Origin of the sequence: Mesorhizobium sp. LSJC269B00, from assembly GCF_000502815.1 — a bacterium.
Taxonomy (GTDB): Bacteria; Pseudomonadota; Alphaproteobacteria; order Rhizobiales; family Rhizobiaceae; genus Mesorhizobium.
Genome location: NZ_AYVN01000003.1, coordinates 467,779 through 488,046, shown reverse-complemented (window position 1 = coordinate 488,046; position 20,268 = coordinate 467,779). Strand labels below are relative to the sequence as shown.

24 protein-coding genes are annotated in these 20,268 nt (G+C 63.5%); 14 read left to right on the top strand and 10 right to left on the bottom strand.

All coding sequences use genetic code 11. The features are described 5' to 3' along the window. Positions 1-79: 79 nt before the first annotated feature. Both X771_RS0133745 and X771_RS154485 read left to right on the top strand, forming a co-directional pair. Entirely contained in the window at positions 80-388 is a 309-nt protein-coding gene (locus tag X771_RS0133745; RefSeq protein ID WP_156935980.1) for a hypothetical protein, read from the top strand. 45 nt (positions 389-433) lie between these two features. Then, a complete protein-coding gene (locus X771_RS154485; RefSeq protein ID WP_023687664.1) occupies positions 434-898 on the top strand; it encodes a hypothetical protein in 465 nt (154 codons plus the stop codon). A gap of 100 nt (positions 899-998) precedes the next feature. On the opposite strand, the gene X771_RS154490 is transcribed toward X771_RS154485, so the two are convergent. Further along, positions 999-1,796 (bottom strand): lytic transglycosylase domain-containing protein, encoded by a 798-nt coding sequence (locus X771_RS154490; protein WP_023687663.1) that lies wholly within the window; start codon positions 1,794-1,796, stop codon positions 999-1,001. Positions 1,797-2,090: 294 nt separating this feature from the next. On the opposite strand from X771_RS154490, the gene X771_RS154495 reads away from it, so the two are divergent. From X771_RS154495 to X771_RS154525, 7 genes are all read left to right on the top strand, one after another. After that, positions 2,091-3,188 carry a putative zinc-binding metallopeptidase gene (locus X771_RS154495; RefSeq protein ID WP_023687662.1) on the top strand — a complete coding sequence of 366 codons (1,098 nt, stop codon included), beginning with the start codon at positions 2,091-2,093 and terminating at the stop codon, positions 3,186-3,188. A 62-nt stretch (positions 3,189-3,250) separates the two neighbouring features. Next, positions 3,251-3,850 carry a DUF1236 domain-containing protein gene (locus tag X771_RS154500; protein ID WP_023671709.1) on the top strand — a complete coding sequence of 200 codons (600 nt, stop codon included), beginning with the start codon at positions 3,251-3,253 and terminating at the stop codon, positions 3,848-3,850. A 147-nt stretch (positions 3,851-3,997) separates the two neighbouring features. Then, positions 3,998-4,948, top strand: coding sequence for a type II CAAX endopeptidase family protein (locus X771_RS154505; RefSeq protein WP_023687661.1), 951 nt, complete (start codon positions 3,998-4,000; stop codon positions 4,946-4,948). 383 nt (positions 4,949-5,331) lie between these two features. Further along, positions 5,332-6,879, top strand: a complete 1,548-nt coding sequence (ffh, locus tag X771_RS154510) for a signal recognition particle protein (protein WP_023687660.1) — start codon at positions 5,332-5,334, stop codon at positions 6,877-6,879. A 7-nt stretch (positions 6,880-6,886) separates the two neighbouring features. Next, entirely contained in the window at positions 6,887-7,213 is a 327-nt protein-coding gene (locus X771_RS154515; protein ID WP_023671706.1) for a chorismate mutase, read from the top strand. Positions 7,214-7,317: 104 nt separating this feature from the next. Continuing rightward, positions 7,318-7,719: a 30S ribosomal protein S16 gene (gene rpsP, locus X771_RS154520; protein ID WP_023671705.1), complete on the top strand. Its 402-nt coding sequence runs from the start codon at positions 7,318-7,320 to the stop codon at positions 7,717-7,719. Between the two features lie 87 nt (positions 7,720-7,806). After that, positions 7,807-8,652, top strand: a complete 846-nt coding sequence (locus X771_RS154525) for an acyl-CoA thioester hydrolase/BAAT C-terminal domain-containing protein (RefSeq protein ID WP_023687658.1) — start codon at positions 7,807-7,809, stop codon at positions 8,650-8,652. Between the two features lie 88 nt (positions 8,653-8,740). On the opposite strand, the gene X771_RS154530 is transcribed toward X771_RS154525, so the two are convergent. The 3 genes from X771_RS154530 to X771_RS154540 all read right to left on the bottom strand — a co-directional run bounded on the left by X771_RS154530 (position 8,741) and on the right by X771_RS154540 (position 10,110). After that, on the bottom strand, positions 8,741-9,004 hold the full coding sequence (locus X771_RS154530; RefSeq protein ID WP_023687657.1) for a YMGG-like glycine zipper-containing protein: 264 nt from the start codon (positions 9,002-9,004) through the stop codon (positions 8,741-8,743). A gap of 153 nt (positions 9,005-9,157) precedes the next feature. After that, on the bottom strand, positions 9,158-9,685 hold the full coding sequence (locus tag X771_RS154535) for an SRPBCC family protein (RefSeq protein WP_023687656.1): 528 nt from the start codon (positions 9,683-9,685) through the stop codon (positions 9,158-9,160). A gap of 14 nt (positions 9,686-9,699) precedes the next feature. After that, on the bottom strand, positions 9,700-10,110 hold the full coding sequence (locus X771_RS154540) for a DoxX family protein (RefSeq protein WP_023687655.1): 411 nt from the start codon (positions 10,108-10,110) through the stop codon (positions 9,700-9,702). Between the two features lie 356 nt (positions 10,111-10,466). Here X771_RS154540 and X771_RS154545 point away from each other — a divergent pair, with 356 nt between their 5' ends. Continuing rightward, a complete protein-coding gene (locus X771_RS154545; RefSeq protein WP_023671700.1) occupies positions 10,467-10,874 on the top strand; it encodes an ACT domain-containing protein in 408 nt (135 codons plus the stop codon). A gap of 3 nt (positions 10,875-10,877) precedes the next feature. Here X771_RS154545 and X771_RS154550 read toward each other — a convergent pair whose 3' ends face one another. Both X771_RS154550 and X771_RS154555 read right to left on the bottom strand, forming a co-directional pair. Then, the gene (locus tag X771_RS154550; RefSeq protein ID WP_023671699.1) at positions 10,878-11,330 is read right to left on the bottom strand and encodes a GNAT family N-acetyltransferase; all 453 of its coding nucleotides are present in this window, start codon (positions 11,328-11,330) and stop codon (positions 10,878-10,880) included. Positions 11,331-11,555: 225 nt separating this feature from the next. Beyond that, positions 11,556-12,590, bottom strand: a complete 1,035-nt coding sequence (locus tag X771_RS154555; RefSeq protein ID WP_023671698.1) for an aspartate-semialdehyde dehydrogenase — start codon at positions 12,588-12,590, stop codon at positions 11,556-11,558. Between the two features lie 424 nt (positions 12,591-13,014). Between X771_RS154555 and X771_RS154560 the strand changes: the two genes are divergently transcribed. The 4 genes from X771_RS154560 to X771_RS154575 all read left to right on the top strand — a co-directional run bounded on the left by X771_RS154560 (position 13,015) and on the right by X771_RS154575 (position 16,969). After that, positions 13,015-14,853 carry a DEAD/DEAH box helicase gene (locus X771_RS154560; protein ID WP_023687654.1) on the top strand — a complete coding sequence of 613 codons (1,839 nt, stop codon included), beginning with the start codon at positions 13,015-13,017 and terminating at the stop codon, positions 14,851-14,853. A 325-nt stretch (positions 14,854-15,178) separates the two neighbouring features. Then, positions 15,179-15,901, top strand: a complete 723-nt coding sequence (locus X771_RS154565; protein WP_023687653.1) for a DUF805 domain-containing protein — start codon at positions 15,179-15,181, stop codon at positions 15,899-15,901. Between the two features lie 191 nt (positions 15,902-16,092). Continuing rightward, on the top strand, positions 16,093-16,521 hold the full coding sequence (locus X771_RS154570; RefSeq protein WP_023671694.1) for a polyketide cyclase: 429 nt from the start codon (positions 16,093-16,095) through the stop codon (positions 16,519-16,521). Between the two features lie 70 nt (positions 16,522-16,591). Next, complete coding sequence (locus X771_RS154575) at positions 16,592-16,969, top strand: MarR family winged helix-turn-helix transcriptional regulator (protein ID WP_023671693.1); 378 nt, start codon at positions 16,592-16,594, stop codon at positions 16,967-16,969. Positions 16,970-16,977: 8 nt separating this feature from the next. On the opposite strand, the gene leuB is transcribed toward X771_RS154575, so the two are convergent. The 4 genes from leuB to X771_RS154595 all read right to left on the bottom strand — a co-directional run bounded on the left by leuB (position 16,978) and on the right by X771_RS154595 (position 20,231). Beyond that, on the bottom strand, positions 16,978-18,081 hold the full coding sequence (gene leuB / locus X771_RS154580; RefSeq protein ID WP_023671692.1) for a 3-isopropylmalate dehydrogenase: 1,104 nt from the start codon (positions 18,079-18,081) through the stop codon (positions 16,978-16,980). Positions 18,082-18,229: 148 nt separating this feature from the next. Then, entirely contained in the window at positions 18,230-18,580 is a 351-nt protein-coding gene (locus X771_RS154585) for a VOC family protein (RefSeq protein ID WP_023687651.1), read from the bottom strand. 12 nt (positions 18,581-18,592) lie between these two features. After that, positions 18,593-18,976 carry a RidA family protein gene (locus X771_RS154590; RefSeq protein ID WP_031202537.1) on the bottom strand — a complete coding sequence of 128 codons (384 nt, stop codon included), beginning with the start codon at positions 18,974-18,976 and terminating at the stop codon, positions 18,593-18,595. 337 nt (positions 18,977-19,313) lie between these two features. Continuing rightward, positions 19,314-20,231: a hypothetical protein gene (locus tag X771_RS154595; RefSeq protein WP_023687649.1), complete on the bottom strand. Its 918-nt coding sequence runs from the start codon at positions 20,229-20,231 to the stop codon at positions 19,314-19,316. Between the last annotated feature and the right edge of the window lie 37 nt (positions 20,232-20,268).

Below are 20,268 nucleotides of genomic sequence, written 5' to 3'. Positions count from 1 at the left end.
AAGACGTACCCGCCTTTTAATGCTTGATATTTGCGCAGCCGTATCTAGCCTCTCATCATGATCGATGGGGGCATTTGACATGAAGCCGTGGTTTTTAGTGTTGCCTGCAATGGCCGCCATGCTTGCCGGTTGCCAAACCGGACAGGAGCAAGTGAGTGAGTATCCCAAGGCGGCGTACGAGCGCTGCATCAGCAAGGTGGCCATATCGAACATATCGGCCAAACACGAGATCGCCGCTTTCATGGGCGTTTCCCTGGAAGGCATGCCGCCTTTGCTATGCCGGCGCCTTGTCGATGCCATGAAGAGCGGCCGGCTGACCTTCTCCGACATAAACCGCCTCCAGTTCGACCAGTCCACGGACATCTGGAAGGTCATCAAAGGCGATTGACAGCGGTCCGATCTAAATTACGTGCTGGACAGAGGAAGTTCGACAATGAAGACCAGTATTTTTCTCTTGCTTTCGGCCGCAATCGTCTTTGGCGGATCGCAGGCCCTGGCAGCACCGCAGTTGCGCACCTGCAAAAGTTTTGACGGCCCCTTCCAGATTCCCGCGTCCCAGAAATGCCCGTTAAGCGGCTACGCGCATTCCGACCAACCGACCTCGGTGGACATTAAAGGCAGGCCAAAGGCTGCCACGCGCGCCAAGACGACACGGGCGTCCAACTTGCGTAGCTGCAATGGTTTTGACGGCCCCTTCCAGATTCCCGCGTCCCAGAAATGCCCGTTAAGCGGCTACGCGCACGCGGACCAACCGACAGGAGTGGACATTAAGGGCAGGTCAAGGGCGAAAGCCACCGCGCCGCGAACGTCCAAGTACCGCAACTGCAGCGGTGTCGATGGCGCCTTCCAGGTTCCCATCTCCCAAAAATGCCCGTTGAGCGGCTACGCGCATTATTGAGAGCAGTGTGCAGGAGTCGTTTCGAGCGATTGGATTCTGACGTTCTCATTAACAAAGAGCCCGGCACATGGCCGGGCTCTCCATCGAATAGAGGTTTCTATCAGTTGCCGTCGATCGCGTCGGCGATCTGGGCGATGGCCTGCTGGTAGACGCTGGCGGAATTCCAGCCGGCGATGGCGCCCATATTCGCACTCGCGCTCGCACCCGCCCGCCAGCCATGAGCCTTGAGGAAGTTGGCCGTCGAAGCCAAGGCCGTCGCCTTGTCGCGCAGATTTCCGTTGCCGACGCCGTACTTCAGGACATTGCCGGGCAGGAACTGCGTATGGCCGATCTCGCCATGCGCAGCCCCAACCGACGAGGCGCTCAGCGCGCCGCGATCGACCAGCTTCAGCGCCGCAATGGCATGCGGGTAAAAGAACCCCGGGCGACGGCAATCATAGGCAAGCGTCAGAATGGCGGAGACCGTGTTCTGGTTGCCCAGGGAGGCTCCGAAGCCGGTTTCCATGCCCCAGATGGCCAGCAACACGCCCGGCGACACGCCGTAATTGCTCTCGATCCTGTCGAACATCGCCGCATTCGACTTCTTCAGCGCACGGCCCCTGGAAATGATCGCAGCTCCGCCACGACGCTTCATGAAGGCGTCCACCGAACCGCTGAAAGCCTTGTGGATGGCGCGGTCGACGGAGATTGTCTTTGTCGCGTAGCTGGCACCGGCCAGAGCAGCCAGACCCTTCCCGCCGACACCTTCGGACCTGGCCTGCGCGGCAAAGTCCTGCTTCCACGCTTCGAAGCCCGCGCCGGTCTTGCCGCAGCTGGCCGCCGCCTGCGCGCCCGTCGCCAGCGCGAGTACCGCGACCACCGCGGCAGCAATAATCTTTCCCTTGGCAAGCAATGCCATGCTTTCTCTCCTGATTGCCTGAATCACGTCCCGGTTGCGAACTTGCCAGCGAAACGCGCCATTGTCACCGTACCCCCGGCGCTACGCTGGCCAATGCAGCGGAATTTGCTTACGATCAAGTGCTTATTGTGGCCGAAACGCCCGGGCGCGGGGCAGGCGAATTCGCTGCTCGGGTAAAAAGAGGTGACGGGGGCATGGAACGGCGGCCCGTGGCGGGCGTTTGGGCGAGGCGCCGCTCCGCACCATATTCCTCCTCTGACGCCATACGCCAACGCCTGACGCATTGAGATCGACATGAAACTGTTCGACTGCCCGCATTGCGGCCACCGCCTCTACTTCGAGAATGCGCAGTGCCTGAATTGCGGGAGTCTCGTGCTTTACGATCCCGAGCATGCGCGCTTTGCCTTGTCTGATGTCGACGGCATCTTCCACTGCACCAATGCGGATGAATGCGCCTGCAACTGGATGGCCGAACCGGGCCATACCTACTGCCGCGCCTGCGTGCTGAACCAGCTGATCCCCGACCTCTCCGTCGACGGCAACCGCCGCCGCTGGATACGCGTCGAGGCGGCCAAGAAGCGCGCCGTCTACTCGCTGCTCGCCTTCGGCCTTCCGGTAGCGCCCAAGCACAAGCACGGCGATGAAATCGGCCTCGCCTTCGACTTCATTGCCGATCCGATCGGCGGCGGTCCCGGCGGCGAACGCATCCTTACCGGCCACGACAACGGCCTGATCACGCTCAACGTCGCCGAGGCGGACTCGGCCGAGCGCGAGAGGCGGCGCGTCGAGATGGGCGAAAATTACCGCACGCTGCTTGGTCATTTCCGTCATGAGCTTGGCCACTACTACTGGGACCGGCTCATCCGCGACGTGCCGCAACGGCTCGATGCCTTCCGGGCGCTGTTCGGCGACGAACGCCCCGACTACGAGCAGGCGCTGAAGGCCTATTACGCCAATGGCGCTGCGCCCGACTGGCAGCAGAACCACATCTCCGCCTATGCGACGTCGCATCCATGGGAAGACTGGGCCGAGACCTGGGCGCACCATCTCCACATCACCGACACGCTGGAGATGGTGCACGCGCTGAATTTTCCACTCGGCCAGCTTGAGACGATGGAGACCAATGTGCTGCCGCAAGGCGACACCGGCGGCCGGTTGCAGGCGGCGCCCGCGGAACCTGACGCCGTGCCCGAGCCGTTCGAAAAGATTCTCGCCCGCTGGCTGGTACTCTCGGAAGCCTCAAACTCGATCAACCGCTGCATGGGCCTGCCCGACCTCTATCCCTTCGTCATTTCGGACGTGACGGCGCAGAAACTCAGCTTCGTGCATGAGCTTTTGACCGGTTTGCCGAAAGAAACCGGAACAAATCGTGAGCTGGCGTCGGTATTTTAGCCGGAACGCATGCGCTCTGGTTTCGTTGGGTGTCGCGAGGGACCATGAAAGGGAGAGAAACCATGAGACGCATATTGTTTCCGGCCGTCGCCGGGGCGCTTGTCGCGATGTCGGGTGCGGCACTCGCCGATACCGCCGTCTCGGCCGTCACCGATCTTAATGTGCGCGCCGGCCCCGGCCCGCAATATCCTGTGATCGGCGTGCTCGCCGCCGGCCAGTCGGCGACGCTCAATGGCTGCATCGAAAACAGCAAATGGTGCACCATTGCCGAAGCCGGAGGCCAGGGCTGGGTCTATTCCGACTATGTCACGGCCGATTTCGGCGGCAACCGGGTCGTTCTGACACGCCGCCCCGCCAACGCCGCCATCACCGTGGTTACACCGCCGCAGGATGATTATCCCGATACCTATACCGGTGCGATTCTGTCCGACGACGGCCCCGTCGACGCCATCGACAGGCCACCGGCGGAAGTCGGCACCTATGTCAGCACGCACCGGCTCGATCCTGTCTATCTCGAGGGCGAGGTGGTGACCGGTGCCACCTTGCCCGACACGGTCGAACTGCGCGAAATCCCCGACTACCGCTACCGCTACGTCTATGTGAATGGCCAGCAGGCGCTGGTCGACCCGCAGACACGGCGCATCATGTACGTCGTGCGCTGATTTTGCCTGGAAAGAATGACAAGTGAACTCGTGCCGCCCTCCTGCCGAGGCTGAGGGCGGCAAAAGGGTCGCTGAACAGCAGCAATTGCGCGAGAGCCGACGATCCCCTAGATCATGCAACCCGATGCGTTCGGCAGAGGAACTCGCGTGATATCAGATCCAGCCGCCTTCGAGCGCTATAGCAACACGGCCACCGAAAAGACGAACCTGCCGCGGCTGATAATTGGAACTGCAGTCGTCGTCCTGTTCTGGGTGGCGATCACCCTGGTTGTGGTGCTTGGCGGCACCTATGTCGCGATCGTCTGGCATGTATTGCCGGACGACCCGCGCGGGCCGCTTCAGGGCTTTCTGGCCTCGCCCATCGGCATACTCACCGCACTCACCTCGTTTACCGGCATCTGGCTCGGCCTCTGGCTTGCCATGCGTTTCGTCCATGGCGAGCCGCTCTCGGCGCTTTTCGGCGCCAGTCGCCGCGTGTCCTTGTCGGGCTTCCTCAAGGGCCTGGTCGCGGTGCTGATCACATCGGCGCTTTCCGAAATCCTGCTCTACTGGCTACAGCCCGAAATCGCCCGCGGCACGATCAACCTGTCGACCTGGCTGCTGTTCCTGCTCCCGATCGTGGCGCTGACCCTGCTGCAGACCTCGTCCGAGGAGATGCTGTTTCGCGGCTATCTGCTGCGCGGCCTGGCCAGGCGCTTCGAGAGCCCTTACGTGTGGGCGCTATTGCCCGCTTTGCTGTTCACCTTCTTGCATTGGAGCCCGGGCTCGACCCCCGCCATCAACGCCTGCGTGCTGGCCTCGATCGCCGCCTTCGCCTTGCTGTTGACGCTGGTGGTTTATGTCACCGGCAATCTCGGCGCCGCCTTCGGCGCCCATCTCGGCAACAATCTCACCGGCTTCCTGCTGATCTCGCATCAGGAGAACTACAATTCCTTCGCCCTGTTCAACGCCAAGCCGCTGGAAGGTCCGGACTGGACGACGACGGATGCCGTCATCATCGCCGCCATCGGTATCGTCTGCACCTTGCTGACGATCCTGCTGCTTCTGCACCCGCGCTCGCCGCTGAAGGTTACGGCCGACCCTCGGGATGCAGGGTGAACTAAACAGGGACCGATCCAGAGACCGGGAAGCCGCCCTTGTCTTGACTCTTCGGCCGATTTCCTGTCTACAGCCCCGAAATCCGCGACGAGTATCCCTCCGAGCAAGCCGACCAGGACGCCAAAACCTTTTGAGGTGGGTGCTGTAAACAGATCCTGGAGGCCAACACCCGGCAGCGCTGAGCGCCCCCGGGTGCTTTTTGGTTTTGAGCTTTGCTTGGATGAGCGGCGCGAACGCACTACCTCTCGGGCACCATCGGGGTGCCTGAGAAAAAGGAAACGGAATGTTTGAATCGCTGCAGGAGCGCACAAGAGGCGTGGAGGGCCATCGGCCCGACAGGGATCACCATGAATCCAAGGCGCTCTCGCGCGGCGGGTTGACCAATGTTTGAATCACTTCAGGAGCGCCTTGGCTCCATCCTGAACGGCCTGACAGGCCGCGGCGCGCTATCGGAGGCTGATGTCTCGGCGGCGTTGCGCGAGGTGCGCCGTGCGCTGCTCGAAGCCGACGTTGCGCTGGAAGTGGTGCGTTCCTTCACCGACAAGGTGCGCGAGAAGGCCGTCGGCGCCGCCGTCGTCAAGTCGATCAAGCCTGGACAGATGGTCGTCAAGATCGTCCATGACGAGTTGGTCGACATGCTCGGCGCCGAGGGCGTCGCCATCGACCTCAATGCGCCGGCGCCGGTCGTCATCATGATGGTCGGCCTGCAGGGCTCCGGCAAGACGACGACCTCCGCCAAGATCGCCAAGCGCCTGACCGAGCGCCAGAACAAGAAGGTTCTGATGGCCTCGCTCGACACGCGGCGGCCCGCGGCGCAAGAGCAGCTGCGCCAGCTCGGCGAGCAGGTCAAAGTCGCGACCCTGCCTGTCATTGCGGGCCAGAACCCGGTCGACATCGCCAGGCGCGCCGTCCAGGCAGCCAAGCTCGGCGGTCATGACGTCGTCATCCTAGACACCGCCGGCCGCACCCATATCGATGAGCCGCTGATGGTGGAGATGGCCGACATCAAGAAGATGTCGAGCCCGCACGAAATCCTGCTGGTCGCGGATTCGCTGACCGGCCAGGACGCCGTCAACCTTGCCAAAAGCTTCGACGAGCGCGTCGGCATCACCGGCCTGGTGCTGACCCGCATGGACGGCGATGGCCGTGGCGGTGCCGCGCTTTCGATGCGCGCCGTCACCGGCAAGCCGATCAAGCTGATCGGCACCGGCGAAAAGATGGACGGGCTGGAGGAATTCCACCCCAAGCGTATTGCAGACCGCATCCTCGGCATGGGCGACATCGTCTCGCTGGTCGAAAAGGCCGCCGAAAACATCGACGCCGAGCAGGCGGCGGCGATGGCCAAGAAGATGCAGTCGGGCAAGTTCGACCTGAACGACCTTGCCGGCCAGCTTCAGCAGATGTCGAAAATGGGCGGCATGGGCGGCATCATGGGCATGATGCCCGGCATGGGCAAAATGAAGGACCAGATGGCGGCCGCCGGCCTCGACGACAAGATGTTCGGCCGCCAACTCGCCATCATCTCGTCGATGACCAAGGCCGAGCGCGCCAATCCGGACATGCTGAAACATTCGCGCAAGAAGCGCATCGCCGCCGGCTCAGGCACGGATGCGGCCGAGATCAACAAGCTCTTGAAAATGCATCGCGGCATGGCCGACATGATGAAGGCGATGGGCGGCAAGGGCAAAGGCGGCGGCCTGATGCGCGGCATGATGGGCGGCCTTGCCTCCAAGATGGGCCTCGGCGGCATGCCCGACCTCTCCAAGATGGATCCCAAGCAGCTCGAAGCCTTGCAGAAGCAGATGCCCGGCCTTGGCGGCATGAAGGGCCCGCCCACCCCGAGCGGCGGTGGCCTGCCCGGTCTGCCCGGCGGCATGAAGCTTCCCGGCCTTGGCGGCGGTGGTCTGCCCGGCCTCGGAAAGAAGAAGTGAGGACGCTATGAACGAAGAAAAAGACATGGCCGACGCACGCACCATCCTGGCCGGCTATCGCGCCTCGATCGACAACATCGACGCCGCCCTCATTCATATGCTGGCCGAGCGCTTCCGCTGCACCAAGGCGGTCGGCGTGCTCAAGGCCGAGCATGGCCTGCCGCCCGCCGACCCGGCGCGCGAGCAGGAGCAGATCACCCGCCTTCGCCAGCTGGCGAAGGACGCTCATCTCGACCCCGATTTCGCGGAAAAATTCCTCAACTTCGTCGTCCGCGAAGTGATCCGCCATCACGAGCAGATCGCCGCGTCCAACGGCGCAAGCAAAACCGGCTAACAAAGTGCATGTCGCCCAAAAGTGCGCAGCGGTTTTGGGACAACGACCTGCACCAGACAAAGCCATTAACCCAACACTGAAATCAGAAATTTAGGAGAAATGAAATGCCCTTGAAGATCAGACTGGCCCGTGCGGGCTCGAAGAAGCGCCCTTACTACCACGTCGTCATTGCTGACGCCCGTTCGCCGCGCGACGGCCGGTTCATCGAGTCGATCGGCTCGTGGAACCCGCTGCTGCCCAAGGACGGCGAGCGCGTCAAGGTCGACGCCGACCGCGTCAAGCATTGGCTGTCGCACGGCGCTCAGCCGACCGACCGCGTGCTGCGCTTCCTCGATGAGGCCGGCCTCCTCAAGCGCGAAGCCCGCTCCAACCCGAAGAAGGCCGAGCCCGGCAAGAAGGCGCAGGAACGCGCCTCTCTGCTGAAGAAGGCCCAGGAAGACGCTGCCGCCGCCGTTGCCGCCGCTGCTGCAGCCCCGGCCGAAGCGGAAGCCGCCACCGCCGAATAAGCATCGCGTCATCGCATCGACAAAACGGCGGGCCTGTGCCCGCCGTTTTGCTAATGTGCGGCGATGTCATATGCGTTCGAACGAAAGATGACTGAGCGGACCGTCACGGAAGAGACCCTTTTCGGCGGCGTAGCCGGAACGCTGTTGCGATGCGCCGGCGCCACGACAGGCGTCGTCGTGCTCAGCGGATCGAGCGGCCGCATCGACGTCACCCGGGCCCGGCTCTTTGCCAAGGAAGGAGCATCCGCTCTCGCGCTGCAATGGTTTGGCGGCGAAGGTCAGGTGCCCGGCATTTGCGAGATCCCGCTCGAAACGTTTTTCGCGGCGACCGACTATCTTGTCCAGATGGGATGCCGGCGCATCGTCTATGTCGGGACCTCGAAAGGCGCCGAGGCCTCCCTGCTTGCGGCGGCTCACGATCCACGCATCGGCCTCGTGGTTGCGATCAGCCCGACATCGGTGGTCTGGGGCAATATCGGGCCGGGCCGCGACGGCGTCAGCTGGCCGGAACGATCGTCGTGGACGCTCGAGGGGATTCCTTTGCCGTTTGTCCCAAGCAATCCCGCTTGGAACGCTGAGTATGTCGATGGTCTGGTGTCCTACCGGGGGCTCTTCCTGCGTGCCTTGCAAACCTTCAAGGACGCAGCGGCCAAGGCTGCCATTCCCGTCGAAGCTATTTCAGCCGACATTGTTCTGGTTGCGGGCGGCGACGACGCGCTATGGCCATCGCTGGATTTTGCCCAGTCGATCGTTCGGCGTCGCCAGGACACCGCAATGACCACCTGCCTCGTCTCAGTGCCCGACGCCGGCCACCGCATTCTGCTGCCGGGCGAAATCACGCCGCGCTCGAGGCTGCATGCCCATGGCGGCAATGACGACGCCGACACGCGCCTGGGCCGCCTGGCTTGGGAGCATATCCGGGGATTGCTGTAGCGCAGGCAGCCAATGGTCCAGCTGCCTTGGGCAACAGCGAAACCGGCGATCTATAGCCGCCGGTTTCCAATGTTGGACCTGGCTGTGTTCAATAACCGTCGGGGCAGCTGGCGATATAGGTGCGCCCGTTCCGGCCGCGGTAGCGACATTGACCGCTTTCGCTGGCACGGCCGATCAGCGCGCCGGCCACGGCGCCGACGGCGCCGCCGACGACGGCCCCCTGAACCGGATCATTTGCCACAGCTGCGCCAACCGCCGCGCCGCCGAGGCCGCCGACCGCGGCACCCTTTTCGGTTTGCGAGCACGCGCCCAGCGCGGTCGCCAGTACCAGAATGATCATCGCTCTTTTCATTATCGTTCCTCTCTCACGCGGATCGCCGTCCTCGCCGCCACGGCTCTAACTCCCAGACGGCTGATTTGATCCCGATGACGTGAGAGATCGCGGTGTCCGCGCCGGTCACATTCGTGCCGACCGCCGCCGAGCTTGTTGAAAATCCAGGCTTTTCTACTTTTCGGCTGCCTTTTTCAGATTGGCGAGGCCAGCCTCGAAATCCTTGCCGATCAGCGTATCGAAACTCATGAACAGGCCCATCAGCTTGGCAATGAAGGGCCGGTTGCCGCGCATTGCCCAGGTGACAGCGGTGGTGTCGCCCGAGGGCTTCAGGGTGAAGTCGACGCTGTTGCTGGCCCGGAACGGCTTCTCGAAGTCGAGCTTCAGCGACACCAGCGAGGATGGCACGGAATTGACGATCTCCATGCGTCCCTTGCCGGCCTTGGCATTGCCTTCCCAGGCGTAGGCGGCGCCCTTGCCGGCATCAGCGCCCGACAGCGTGCGCTTCATCAGCGGGTCGAGCTTTTCGTAGGGTGACCATTCCGGCCACTGCTTGAAATTGTTGATCAGCGGAAAGATCGCTTCCGGCGCGGCCTTGATGCGGGCGGTGCGGGCGGTGACGAAATCATTCGACCTCGTCGCCGCATAGATGAGCACGGCGGCGATGATGACGACCAGGAGGATGAGAATGGTGCTGAGCATGTTTTTCTCCTCGCTTAACGGCTGAACGGGATCAGGGCGCGCACGCTTGGGTCGCGCAGATAGAGACCGCCCCACAGGATGATGCCGAGATAGACGCTAAACAGCGTGTGCGAAAACAACGGGCTGCCGACGCGCATATTTGTGGCGATGGCGCCGCCGAGATAGCCGGTGAGCAGGATGGCGCCGAGCACCGAGGTGCGGGGCAGCGCATAGAGCGCGGTCGAGATCAGCCCGATAATGCCGAGCGTGCGCGCGACATTGACATCGGCCGGCCAGCCGAGCGGCACCATGGTCTGGGTGACGACATCGAGCGGCGGCAGCTTGATGACGCCGTCGAAGATCATGAACAGGATGATGAGGCCGCTGAGCACGCGGCCGGTCCACAGGGCGCCCGACGAGACGGGCATGGTTTGAGAAATACTCACGGTGTTCCCTCCTAAGCGGTTCGAGCCGTTTGCTGGCTTCGGACCAAGGACGAGCGATGGGGCGGCGATCCTACAGGGTGCGGATTCTTTTTGGGTAGCAGCAAGCAAAAGCCGCTGCGTGGCGATCCTTCACACCCCCCTCTGGCCCGCCGGCCATCTCCCCCGCAAGGGGGGAGATTACACGCTCGACCGCTTCGGCAATGTTCCATGAATGAGCGGAGCATCGAAACCGCCGATCTCCCTGCTTGCGGGGGAGATGCCCGGCAGGGCAGAGGGGGGCGCTGTCCCTCCACCTTGACGGACTATCGACATCCACCAGTCACGGCTATTGATAGGGCTGGGCGAGAGACGAGCGAATGGCCGGCGAGACTGATCTGAAAAAGCTGCTGGCGGCGATGACGCCGGAACTGCTGCCGGACGTCTACGTGTTCGCTACGCTCACACCTGGAATCAGCCGGCAGGCAGGCCTCGATCCCGTGATGGTCTTTCGCGAGCGCGAGGGTGTGACACTGATCGTGACCGAGGACGCGGCACGGGCGGCCGGGCTGACCGCTTCGTTCCGCTGCCGCATGATCACCCTGAACGTCCACTCCTCGCTGGAAGCCGTCGGCTTCCTCGCCGCCATCACCGCCCGGCTGGCCGCCGCCGGCATGGGCGTCAATCCGGTCTCTGCTTTCTATCATGACCATCTGTTCGTGCCCGCTGAGCGGGCCGAGGAAGCGATGGAGTTATTGCGCCAACTGGCCAAGGATAACGCCGGCTGAATATCAAGCTCGACGCACGTAGAGAATATCCGGCAGGCCTTCTTCGTTGGTGGTGCCCGCGCCGAACGCCTCGGGGCGAAAGCCATGGCGCTCGTAGAAGCGACGCGCGCCGGTGTTGGCCTGGAAGCAATGCAGTTTAACGATCCGTAGCGCGGCGGTCGCTTGCACCAGCAGCCGGCTGCCGATGCCTTGCCCCGTCCAGGCGGGGTCGAGATAGAGCTGTTCCACCCAATCGCCGCTCAGGGCAATGAAGCCGACAATGCCGGTGCCGGCCTCGGCGACCGTCACCTGCTGCCGGGACAGCACGATCTCGCGGATGAAGGCAAGATCCTCATCCGGCGTGTGGATGACCGGCATCCAGGAGAACGAGCCAAGTGCGGCCCGCATGACAATGGCGATGGTCGCGGCATCCAAAGCCGTGGCGGGGCGCAGCACGATTTTGGTGGGATCGTTCAAAGGCGTTTCTCAACAGAGGTCAGCGCTGCCCTCATCCCCCTGCCGGGACCTTCTCCCCGTGAACGGGGAGAAGGAAGGCTTCGGCCGAAGGCCGAGCCCGCGACTACGGGCCGCCGGCTTTCCGGCGCCCCGCGGAGGGCCAGCCGCGGCAGCGGCGATACGGCCCGTGAGCGATAAACGGAATCGGCCGAAGGCCGAACCCCGTGAGCGAAAACAAACCAGCCGTCAGGCCGCCTTCTTCTTCGGCTGGATCAGGCCGCGCTCGACCAGAAGCTCGGCGATCTGCACCGCGTTGAGCGCCGCGCCCTTGCGCAGATTGTCGGAGACGATCCACATCGACAGGCCGTTGTCGATGGTCGAATCCTCGCGGATGCGCGAGATGAAGGTGGCGTCCTCGCCGGCCGATTCCAGCGGCGTGATGTAGCCGCCATCCTCGCGCTTGTCCAAGACCTGGCAGCCTGGCGCCTCGCGCAGGATATCGCGCGCCTCGTCGGCGGTGATCGGCTTTTCGAACTCGATGTTGACGGCTTCGGAATGGCCGATGAACACCGGCACGCGCACACAGGTCGCCGTCAGCTTGATCTTGGGGTCGAGCATCTTCTTGGTCTCGGCGACCATCTTCCACTCTTCCTTGGTCGAGCCGTCGTCGAGGAAGACGTCGATATGCGGAATGACGTTGAAGGCGATGCGCTTGGTGAACTTCTTGACCTCGACGCCATCGGCGACGAACACCGCGCGGGTCTGTGTAAAGAGTTCGTCCATGCCTTCCTTGCCGGCGCCGGATACCGACTGATAGGTTGCGACGACGACGCGCTTGATGGTGGCGACATCGTGCAGCGGCTTCAGCGCCACGACCAGCTGCGCCGTCGAGCAGTTCGGATTGGCGATGATGTTCTTGCGGGTGAACAGCGAGATCGCATCCGGGTTCACTTCCGGCACGATCAGCGGCACGTCCTGGTCGTAGCGGAAGGCCGACGAGTTATCGATGACGACGCAGCCCTGCTTGCCGATCTTCGGCGACCACTCCTTCGAGACGTTGCCGCCGGCCGACATGATGCAGATGTCGGTGTCGGAAAAATCATACTGGTCGAGCGTCTTGACCTTCAGCGAACGGTCGCCGAACGACACTTCGGTGCCCTGGCTGCGCCGCGAGGCCAGCGCCACGACTTCGCTTACCGGAAAGCCGCGCTCTTCCAGTATGTTGAGCATTTCGCGACCCACATTGCCCGTGGCGCCGACTACCGCAACCTTGAAACTCATCAGAAATCTCCTGTCCCTCTCCGCTTGGTTTTTGGAGAAAACCCGCCGGCCAATGCGGGTTTCGTCCCCCGGGCCGGACCCGGGAGAGGGTGGTTAGGCCAAGGGAATCACACCGTTTTGGTGGTGGTTTTGGCCATAGTTTTGCTGGAACGGTAAGACGCGCCAACGCGCCCGGCCCCATGATTGTGGCCGGGGAAGTCGAATGCAAGAAGAGCCATCAGAAGGCCGCGCATCGAAAATGATCCCGTTCGATGCCGGCTTTTACGCGGTTTGCGTCAGGAGTCAATTGCGGCAAGGCACTCGCTTGCCCTGTACAATAGCGGCCGCAAGAAGTACGAACGCCCAAATAGTGTTTGGCTGGCGTGGCGCCAGCCCCGGCATATGCTGCATGATGAGCCCATGCCCCGAATTCCGAAAGAGTGAGATGTCCAATTTCGAACGTATCGTTCCTGCGCTGGCAGAGGCGCTGGAAAAACGCGGCTATACCGAGCTGACGCCGGTGCAGAAGGCCGTGCTGGAACTCGGCGAGGCCGACGCGCTGGTGTCGGCGCAGACCGGCTCCGGCAAGACCGTTGCCTTCGGCCTGGCTTTGGCGCCGACCCTTCTTGGAAGCGCCGAGCGTTTTGACCAGGCTGGCGCACCGCTGGCGCTGGCCGTGGCGCCGACGCGCGAGCTCGCTCTGCAGGTGATGCGCGAATTGCAATGGCTCTACGCGCCGACCGGCGCCACCGTCGCGTCCTGCGTCGGCGGCATGGACATGCGCTCCGAACGGCGCGTGCTGGAGCGCGGCGCCCACATCGTCGTCGGCACGCCCGGCCGCCTGCGCGACCACATCACCCGCAACTCCCTCGACATGTCGGCGCTGAAAGCCGTGGTGCTGGACGAGGCCGACGAGATGCTCGACCTCGGCTTTCGCGAGGACCTCGAATTCATCCTCGATGCCGCACCGGCTCAGCGCCGCACGCTGATGTTTTCGGCCACCGTGCCGCGCTCGATCGCCACGCTGGCGCAAGGCTATCAGCGCGACGCCGTACGCATCTCGGCCGGCGGCGAGGAAAAGCAGCATCTCGATATCGAATACCGGGCGCTGAATGTCGCCTATCCCGACCGCGAGAACGCCATCATCAACGTGCTGCGGTTTTACGAGGCGAAGAACGCGCTGGTGTTCTGCAACACCCGCGCCGCCGTCAATCATCTGACGGCACGCTTCAACAACCGCAATTTTTCCGTCGTCGCACTGTCGGGCGAGCTCAGCCAGAACGAACGCACCCACGCGCTGCAGGCGATGCGCGACGGCCGCGCCAAGGTCTGCATTGCCACGGACGTCGCAGCGCGCGGCATCGACCTGCCCAATCTCGAACTGGTCATCCACGCCGATCTGCCGACCAATCCCGAAACGCTGCTGCACCGCAGCGGCCGAACCGGCCGAGCCGGACGCAAGGGCGTCAGCGCGCTGATCGTGCCCAACGGCGCCCGCAAGCGCACCGAACGGCTGCTGCAGAATGCAGGGCTGAAGGCGACATGGGCGAGCCCGCCCTCCGCCGACGACGTCATCAAGCGCGACGACGAGCGCATCCTTGCCGATCCAGCCTTCGAAGAGCCGATTGCCGAGGACGAGCGCGGCTTCATCGACGCGCTTCTGGCCAAGCATGGCGCCGAACAGGTGGCCGCCGCCTTCGTGCGCCAATGCCGCGCCAGCCGCTCGGCGCCCGAGGAGCTTACGGATGTCGCACCGTTCACGCCTTCGCGTGACAAACCGGCGGGCGAAAAATTCGAGCGCGATGAAGCGCCAAGCCGGCGCGACGACTTCGGCGACAGTGTCTGGTTCTCGCTGTCGATCGGGCGCAAGCAAAATGCCGAGCCGCGCTGGCTGATCCCGATGCTGTGCCGCACCGGCAACATCTCCAAGCGCGAGATCGGCTCCATCAAGATGCAGCAGGATGAGACCTACGTGCAGATCGCGGCCGACTGGGCCGATCGCTTCCTCGCCGCCATCGGCCCCGACAAGAAGCTGCAGGGCAACATCGTGGTGAAGCGCCTGGACGGCACGCCCGACCTGTCGCGGGCCGGCTACCAGGCGCCGAAGCCGGACAAGAAACCGCATCGCGGCAAGCGACCGTTCGAGGCGCCGCAAAGCGCACACAAGCCGAAATTCGAGAAGCGGGAACGGCCCGCCGGCGATGCAAAGCCTTGGGCCGGGAAACCGAAATTCGACAAGGCTGGACCGCCGAAGAACAAGAAACCGAAGAAGCGGCCGGTTTGAGGCTCTTATCGGCCAATTACAGATGCAGGCGCTGCCCCTCATTGCCCTGCCTGGCGTTTCTCCCCGTATAGTGACGGGGAGAAACGGCTGACCGCAGCCTTGGCGCTCTTCTTGCAACGTTGGCGATTGGCGGAATCGTCAATAACAGCGACCCCTCTCCCCGCCATTATACGGGGAGAGGATGCCGGCAGGCAGGTGAGGGGCAGCGCCAACGGACGGGAAAATGAAGCAACTCATGCCTGAACCGTTTACCCTCCATTTCGTCCAACCCCTTGCAGTCCGCCGCAACTTTGAACAGTCTGTGCCTACACGGGGGCGAGGCTAAATGCGCGGCGAAGTTCTTCACTATGACGAGGCCCAGGGTTTCGGCTTCATCACCGGGGCGGACGGCAACCGCTACACCTTCGCGCGCGAGGATCTGCGCCGTGATACCGTGATCGCGAACGGCGCAGTGGTCGAGTTTCTGCCGGCAAGCGGTCAGGCGCGCGACGTTTTTTCAATCCGCGCCCAGCCCGCCAGTCCCGCCACCGCTGCGCCAGCGGCAAGCGCCGCGCCGCCCAAGGCGGCTGCCGCTTCAGCCGCGCCACAGCATTTCGGCCGCCTGGCGGAAGACGGCGCGGTTCGCGATAGCGGACTGCCGGGTTATTTCTGGCGAGGCGTGACGCGCAACTACATCAACTTCGCCGAACGCGCCCGCCGCAAGGAATTCTGGGGCTACTGCCTGTTCTGGACCGTCAGCTTCATCCTGGTCGGAATTGCCGGCGGCCTCGCCGACCAGGCCGTCGGCAATTTCGATGCCGGCAACTGGCCGATTGTGATGATCGGCGTCTGGGGGCTGTTTTGGCTAGCGACGTTCCTGCCCTGGGTCGGGCTCGTCGTGCGCCGCTTGCACGACATCGGCCTGACCGGCTGGCTGGCAATACCTTACTTCGCAATCACCTTCATGTTCGCTCCGGCTACGCTGATCCTCGCGCTGATACTCGGATTGATCCCGACCCAGGCCCACGAAAACCAGTGGGGGCCGGTGCCTGGAGGAGGCGGAGCCTAGACCGCACCAGAAATGAACTGCCGGCTGTTTGCGGACAGCCGCGATTTAACAATGGCTTAGGTCGCAGCCAGGAAGGCAGCTGCTGTTTTGACCGGACGAACAAAATATTTCTCTTGCCGTTTAGTCTGCGCACAGATAATCTGTGCACTCATCAAATCGACGATCGAAAACGGATGATGGAGCCAAGACAAATGTGGACCAACGAGTACACCGCAATTTCCCCCCTTTCGGCGCAGGCCATCTGGAACGCGCTCAAGGCGCTGCACGAAGGCCGCCTCACCTACGAAGGGTCCGATACCTTCGTGCTGCACGGCCCGTTCGCCAAGGGCACCCGCCTCTCTGTAACGCCCGTCGGGCAGGACACCTTCGAATCGACGATCGTCGATCTTGTCGACACTGTGACGTATGCCGACGAGACCTCGTTCGGCGACACGAAACTGCTGTTCAGGCATACGCTGACGCCGGTCGAGGGTGGCACTCAAGTGACGCATCGCCTCGAGATTTCCGGCCCATCGGCCGCCGAGGTCGGACCAGAGCTCGGGCCGCAGATCAGCGGCGATTTCGACACTTCGATGGCCAAACTGTTCGAGCAGGCAAGGGAGTTGGCGAACGGTGGCTGATCGGGGGGATCTGCAAACGCGCTTCAGCGGACCATCCGAGAGCCCCGGCTTGTTGCTCTGGCGAACCACCATGCGCTGGCAGCGCGTCATGACGGCGGCGCTGGCCCCGCTTGACCTTACGCATGTCCAGTTCGTGCTGCTGGCTTCGGCGATGTGGCTCGGCCGCTATGGCGAGCCGCCTAACCAGGTGCAGCTCGCCGCCCAGGCCGGCACCGAGGTGAAGATGACATCGGACGTCGTCGCCCGGCTCGAGGCAAAGGGACTGATTGTGCGGGACACCAACCCGCGGGATTCCCGCGCCAAGGTGATCCGCGTCTCCACGACGGGGACGGCCGCAGTCCAGCGCGCTATCGTCGCCGTCGAAGCCGCCGACGCTGCTTTTTTCTCAGCCGTGGATGAGGCGCAACTCGTCGGCCTGCTGAAACGGCTGGCCGGCGAGATCCGCTGAGTCGGCCGCTAAGCCAGGAACTTGGCGATGATGGCATCGCCCATTGCGACAGTGCCGACTTCGGTCATGCCCTCGGACATAATATCCTTCGTCCGCAGCCCGTCGTCGAGCACGGCGGCTATGGCGCCTTCGAGCTTGTCGGCCTCATCGACCATGCCGAAGGAGTAGCGCAGGCACATGGCAAACGACGCGATCATGGCGATCGGGTTGGCGATGCCCTGTCCCGCAATGTCGGGCGCCGAGCCATGCACCGGCTCGTACAGCGCCTTGCGCTTCTTGGTCTTCACATCGGGCGCGCCGAGCGAGGCCGACGGCAGCATGCCGATCGATCCGGTCAGCATGGCGGCGATGTCGGACAGCATGTCGCCGAACAGATTGTCGGTGACGATGACGTCGAACTGCTTTGGCCAGCGCACAAGCTGCATGCCGCCGGCATCGGCCAGCATGTGGTCGAGCTTGACGTCAGCATAGCGAGTCTTCTGGGTCTGGGTGACAACCTCGTTCCACAGCACCCCGGATTTCATGACGTTGCGCTTTTCCATCGATGTCACGTGGTTCTTGCGCGTGCGCGCCAGCTCGAAGGCGACGCCGGAAATGCGCTCGATCTCGAACGTGTCGTAGACCTGCGTGTCGATGCCGCGCTTCTGGCCGTTGCCGAGATCGATGATCTGCTTCGGCTCGCCGAAATAGACGCCGCCGGTAAGCTCGCGCACGATCAATATGTCGAGGCCCTCGACGACTTCCTGCTTCAGCGAGGACGACGCGGCCAGCGCCGGATAGCAGATGGCGGGCCGGAGATTGGCGAACAGCTCCATATCCTTGCGCAGCCGTAGCAACCCGGCCTCGGGACGCACCTCGTAAGGCACCTTGTCCCATTTCGGCCCGCCGACGGCGCCGAACAGCACGGCGTCCGCAGCCATCGCCTTTGCCATGTCGGCATCCGAAATCGCCGCGCCATGCGCGTCGTAGGCACAGCCGCCGACCAAGCCTTCATCAGTGGCAAAACCGCTGCCGAGCTTTGCGTTCATGGCCGCGATCAGCTTCTTCACCTCGGCCATCGCCTCGGGGCCGATGCCGTCGCCGGCGAGCAGGAGAAGATTTTTCGAAGCCATGGAGAACCGTCCGATGCTGTTTGGAGAAACCGCGGCCTTGCTAAACGCCAAGAGCTTGCCGCGCAAGGGGATGAAGAACGCTACGACGGCGCCCGCGTCTCAAGACCTGGGTTCCTCGCCGTGGCCAGAGGCGGGGGAGAGGAACAAATCACTTGTGCGACAAAATATTCACCAACCGGCCGAACGGATCGCGCACATAAAACCGCCGTACGCCCCAGGGTTCGTCGGCCGGACCATACTCGACGGCAAAGCCGGCGGCCTTCATGCCTTGCAGCGCCGCATCGACATCGTCGACCTCGATGGAGAGGTCCGGCACCGGCGTGCCGGAGCCGCCCTGGGCCATGAAGCTGATCTGCACCTGCATCCGTGCGTCGGAGCCTAAGGTGACGATCCAGCCCTGATCCATCAGCACATCGAGGCCAAGCACGTCCTGATAGAAGCGTTTCGCCGCCGCCGCGTCCTGCGTCCCGATATTGGCCACGATGCGCCGGACCGTCATGGCTTTGCCTCCTCAAGCCGTACGCCGCAGCGCCGTGACTTCGACCTCGATCTTCATTTCCGGCTTGTTGAGCTGGCACACGATCATCGTCGCCGCCGGCCTGATCTCGCCGAAAGCCTCGCCGAGGATGGGGAAGACCACGTCCACGAAGGCCTGGTCGGTGATGTAGTAATGCGCGCGCACCACATCGGCCATGTCGAAGCCGCCATCCCTCAGCGCCTCGGCGATGGTCGCCAGACAATTGCGCGTCTGCGCCTCCACCGTTTCCGGCATGGCCATCGTCGCATAGTCGTAGCCGGTCGTTCCCGACACGAAACACCAGTCACCCTGCACCACCGCACGCGAATAGCCGGCGGTTTTCTCGAAGGGGGAGCCGGTGGAGATGAGTGTGCGCATCAGCGTCTCCTCGTAATCGTAGGTGCTCGTCTAGCAGAGGAAAGCTGGGCCGGTCGTGGGCCAAACCGAGTGAATCGTTGTCACGAAGGCAAAGCACAAACCTCGGGGATTAGCCGAGGCATCCCTCCCGTCGTCATCCTATGGCGAAGCAAGGAGCGAAGCGACGCGGCGCAGACCATAGGATCCATGCCGGGACGTCGGTGCGTCGCCACGGTGAAGAACTCTGATCCGCCGCGCCCTCCGGCAACGGTCGCGGCATGGATCCTCGGGTCTGCGCTCCGCTACGCGTCGCTTCGCCCGTGGATGACGAAACCACGCAGGCGCAGCTGTGTCAGACCTAGTTCCCCTGCGCCTTGTCCATTGCTTCCCTGATATCCGCCGGCCAGGTCTTCACGTCAGGCCAGGCCTGCGGCTCACCATCGTCGCCGCGGCGGGCGAAATACAGCGTGTGCTTGACCGGGTCGACCGCCATGAAACCGTCGCTGCTGCCGCACGCATGCGGGACGCAGCCGGTGGCATAGAAGGCGCCGGAGGCCGTCTTTTCGGTGCCGCCGCCGACCAGCAGGCTGGTCGCCATGTCGGGCATGGTGTCGCCGAGCAGCGTCTTCGCCGCCTTGTAGACGGCCTCATTGTGGAAGGCGTCGATGATGTTCTGGTATTTGGCCGGATCGACGTCCTTCCAGTCCGTACCCGGCTCCGGCGCGTAGGTCAGGTCGCCCGAGATCGTCAGCCCGTCGCTGGGCGACCATTGCAGCGCTTGCTTCGTATCGCCCGGCAACAGATACGGCACGAAATAGATGGCGTTGTCGGCCACCGCCGCCGGCGGCGCGCCGCATTCGTCCTGTTCGACCTTGAGGCTTTGTATCTCGCCGCCTTCCGGCTTCCAGACGATGACCTTGGCCGGGCCGCACTGGTTGCCGCCGTCGCCGACATCGACCAGCGCCACGTCGACGCCGCCGACCTTGACTGTTCTGTCGAAGAACACGTCGTAATTGCTGGCCAGCTGCTCGCCGTCATAGGCCAGCACCTTTTCGCCATCCTGCTCCGGCTGGGTGATGGTCAGCTGCCCGCCCTCGAACGGGACCGGCCCCTGGCTGTCATCGTCCGCCAGGGCCGCATTGCCCGACGCGCCCGGATCGGCGGCGGACGGATCTTCTGCCGGCACGAGTATCTTGTCGGTCTGTGCTTGCGCGCCGGCCACCGGCATCAGCATCCACGCCAGCGCGCAGGCGCCGGCAAGAAGAAAACGTGTCATGACTGTCCCCTCCGTTCAGCCGCCACGAACCCGGCTT

Bases quoted from the DNA above. Each gene is read 5' to 3' on its own strand.
- X771_RS0133745 (WP_156935980.1), top strand. From the start codon at position 80: ATGAAGCCGTGGTTTTTAGTGTTGCCTGCAATGGCCGCCATGCTTGCC.
- X771_RS154485 (WP_023687664.1), top strand. From the start codon at position 434: ATGAAGACCAGTATTTTTCTCTTGCTTTCGGCCGCAATCGTCTTTGGC.
- X771_RS154490 (WP_023687663.1), bottom strand. From the start codon at position 1,796: ATGGCATTGCTTGCCAAGGGAAAGATTATTGCTGCCGCGGTGGTCGCG.
- X771_RS154495 (WP_023687662.1), top strand. From the start codon at position 2,091: ATGAAACTGTTCGACTGCCCGCATTGCGGCCACCGCCTCTACTTCGAG.
- X771_RS154500 (WP_023671709.1), top strand. From the start codon at position 3,251: ATGAGACGCATATTGTTTCCGGCCGTCGCCGGGGCGCTTGTCGCGATG.
- ffh (WP_023687660.1), top strand. From the start codon at position 5,332: ATGTTTGAATCACTTCAGGAGCGCCTTGGCTCCATCCTGAACGGCCTG.
- X771_RS154515 (WP_023671706.1), top strand. From the start codon at position 6,887: ATGAACGAAGAAAAAGACATGGCCGACGCACGCACCATCCTGGCCGGC.
- rpsP (WP_023671705.1), top strand. From the start codon at position 7,318: ATGCCCTTGAAGATCAGACTGGCCCGTGCGGGCTCGAAGAAGCGCCCT.
- X771_RS154525 (WP_023687658.1), top strand. From the start codon at position 7,807: ATGACTGAGCGGACCGTCACGGAAGAGACCCTTTTCGGCGGCGTAGCC.
- X771_RS154530 (WP_023687657.1), bottom strand. From the start codon at position 9,004: ATGAAAAGAGCGATGATCATTCTGGTACTGGCGACCGCGCTGGGCGCG.
- X771_RS154535 (WP_023687656.1), bottom strand. From the start codon at position 9,685: ATGCTCAGCACCATTCTCATCCTCCTGGTCGTCATCATCGCCGCCGTG.
- X771_RS154545 (WP_023671700.1), top strand. From the start codon at position 10,467: ATGGCCGGCGAGACTGATCTGAAAAAGCTGCTGGCGGCGATGACGCCG.
- X771_RS154555 (WP_023671698.1), bottom strand. From the start codon at position 12,590: ATGAGTTTCAAGGTTGCGGTAGTCGGCGCCACGGGCAATGTGGGTCGC.
- X771_RS154560 (WP_023687654.1), top strand. From the start codon at position 13,015: ATGTCCAATTTCGAACGTATCGTTCCTGCGCTGGCAGAGGCGCTGGAA.
- X771_RS154565 (WP_023687653.1), top strand. From the start codon at position 15,179: ATGCGCGGCGAAGTTCTTCACTATGACGAGGCCCAGGGTTTCGGCTTC.
- X771_RS154570 (WP_023671694.1), top strand. From the start codon at position 16,093: ATGTGGACCAACGAGTACACCGCAATTTCCCCCCTTTCGGCGCAGGCC.
- X771_RS154575 (WP_023671693.1), top strand. From the start codon at position 16,592: ATGCGCTGGCAGCGCGTCATGACGGCGGCGCTGGCCCCGCTTGACCTT.
- leuB (WP_023671692.1), bottom strand. From the start codon at position 18,081: ATGGCTTCGAAAAATCTTCTCCTGCTCGCCGGCGACGGCATCGGCCCC.
- X771_RS154585 (WP_023687651.1), bottom strand. From the start codon at position 18,580: ATGACGGTCCGGCGCATCGTGGCCAATATCGGGACGCAGGACGCGGCG.
- X771_RS154590 (WP_031202537.1), bottom strand. From the start codon at position 18,976: ATGCGCACACTCATCTCCACCGGCTCCCCCTTCGAGAAAACCGCCGGC.
- X771_RS154595 (WP_023687649.1), bottom strand. From the start codon at position 20,231: ATGACACGTTTTCTTCTTGCCGGCGCCTGCGCGCTGGCGTGGATGCTG.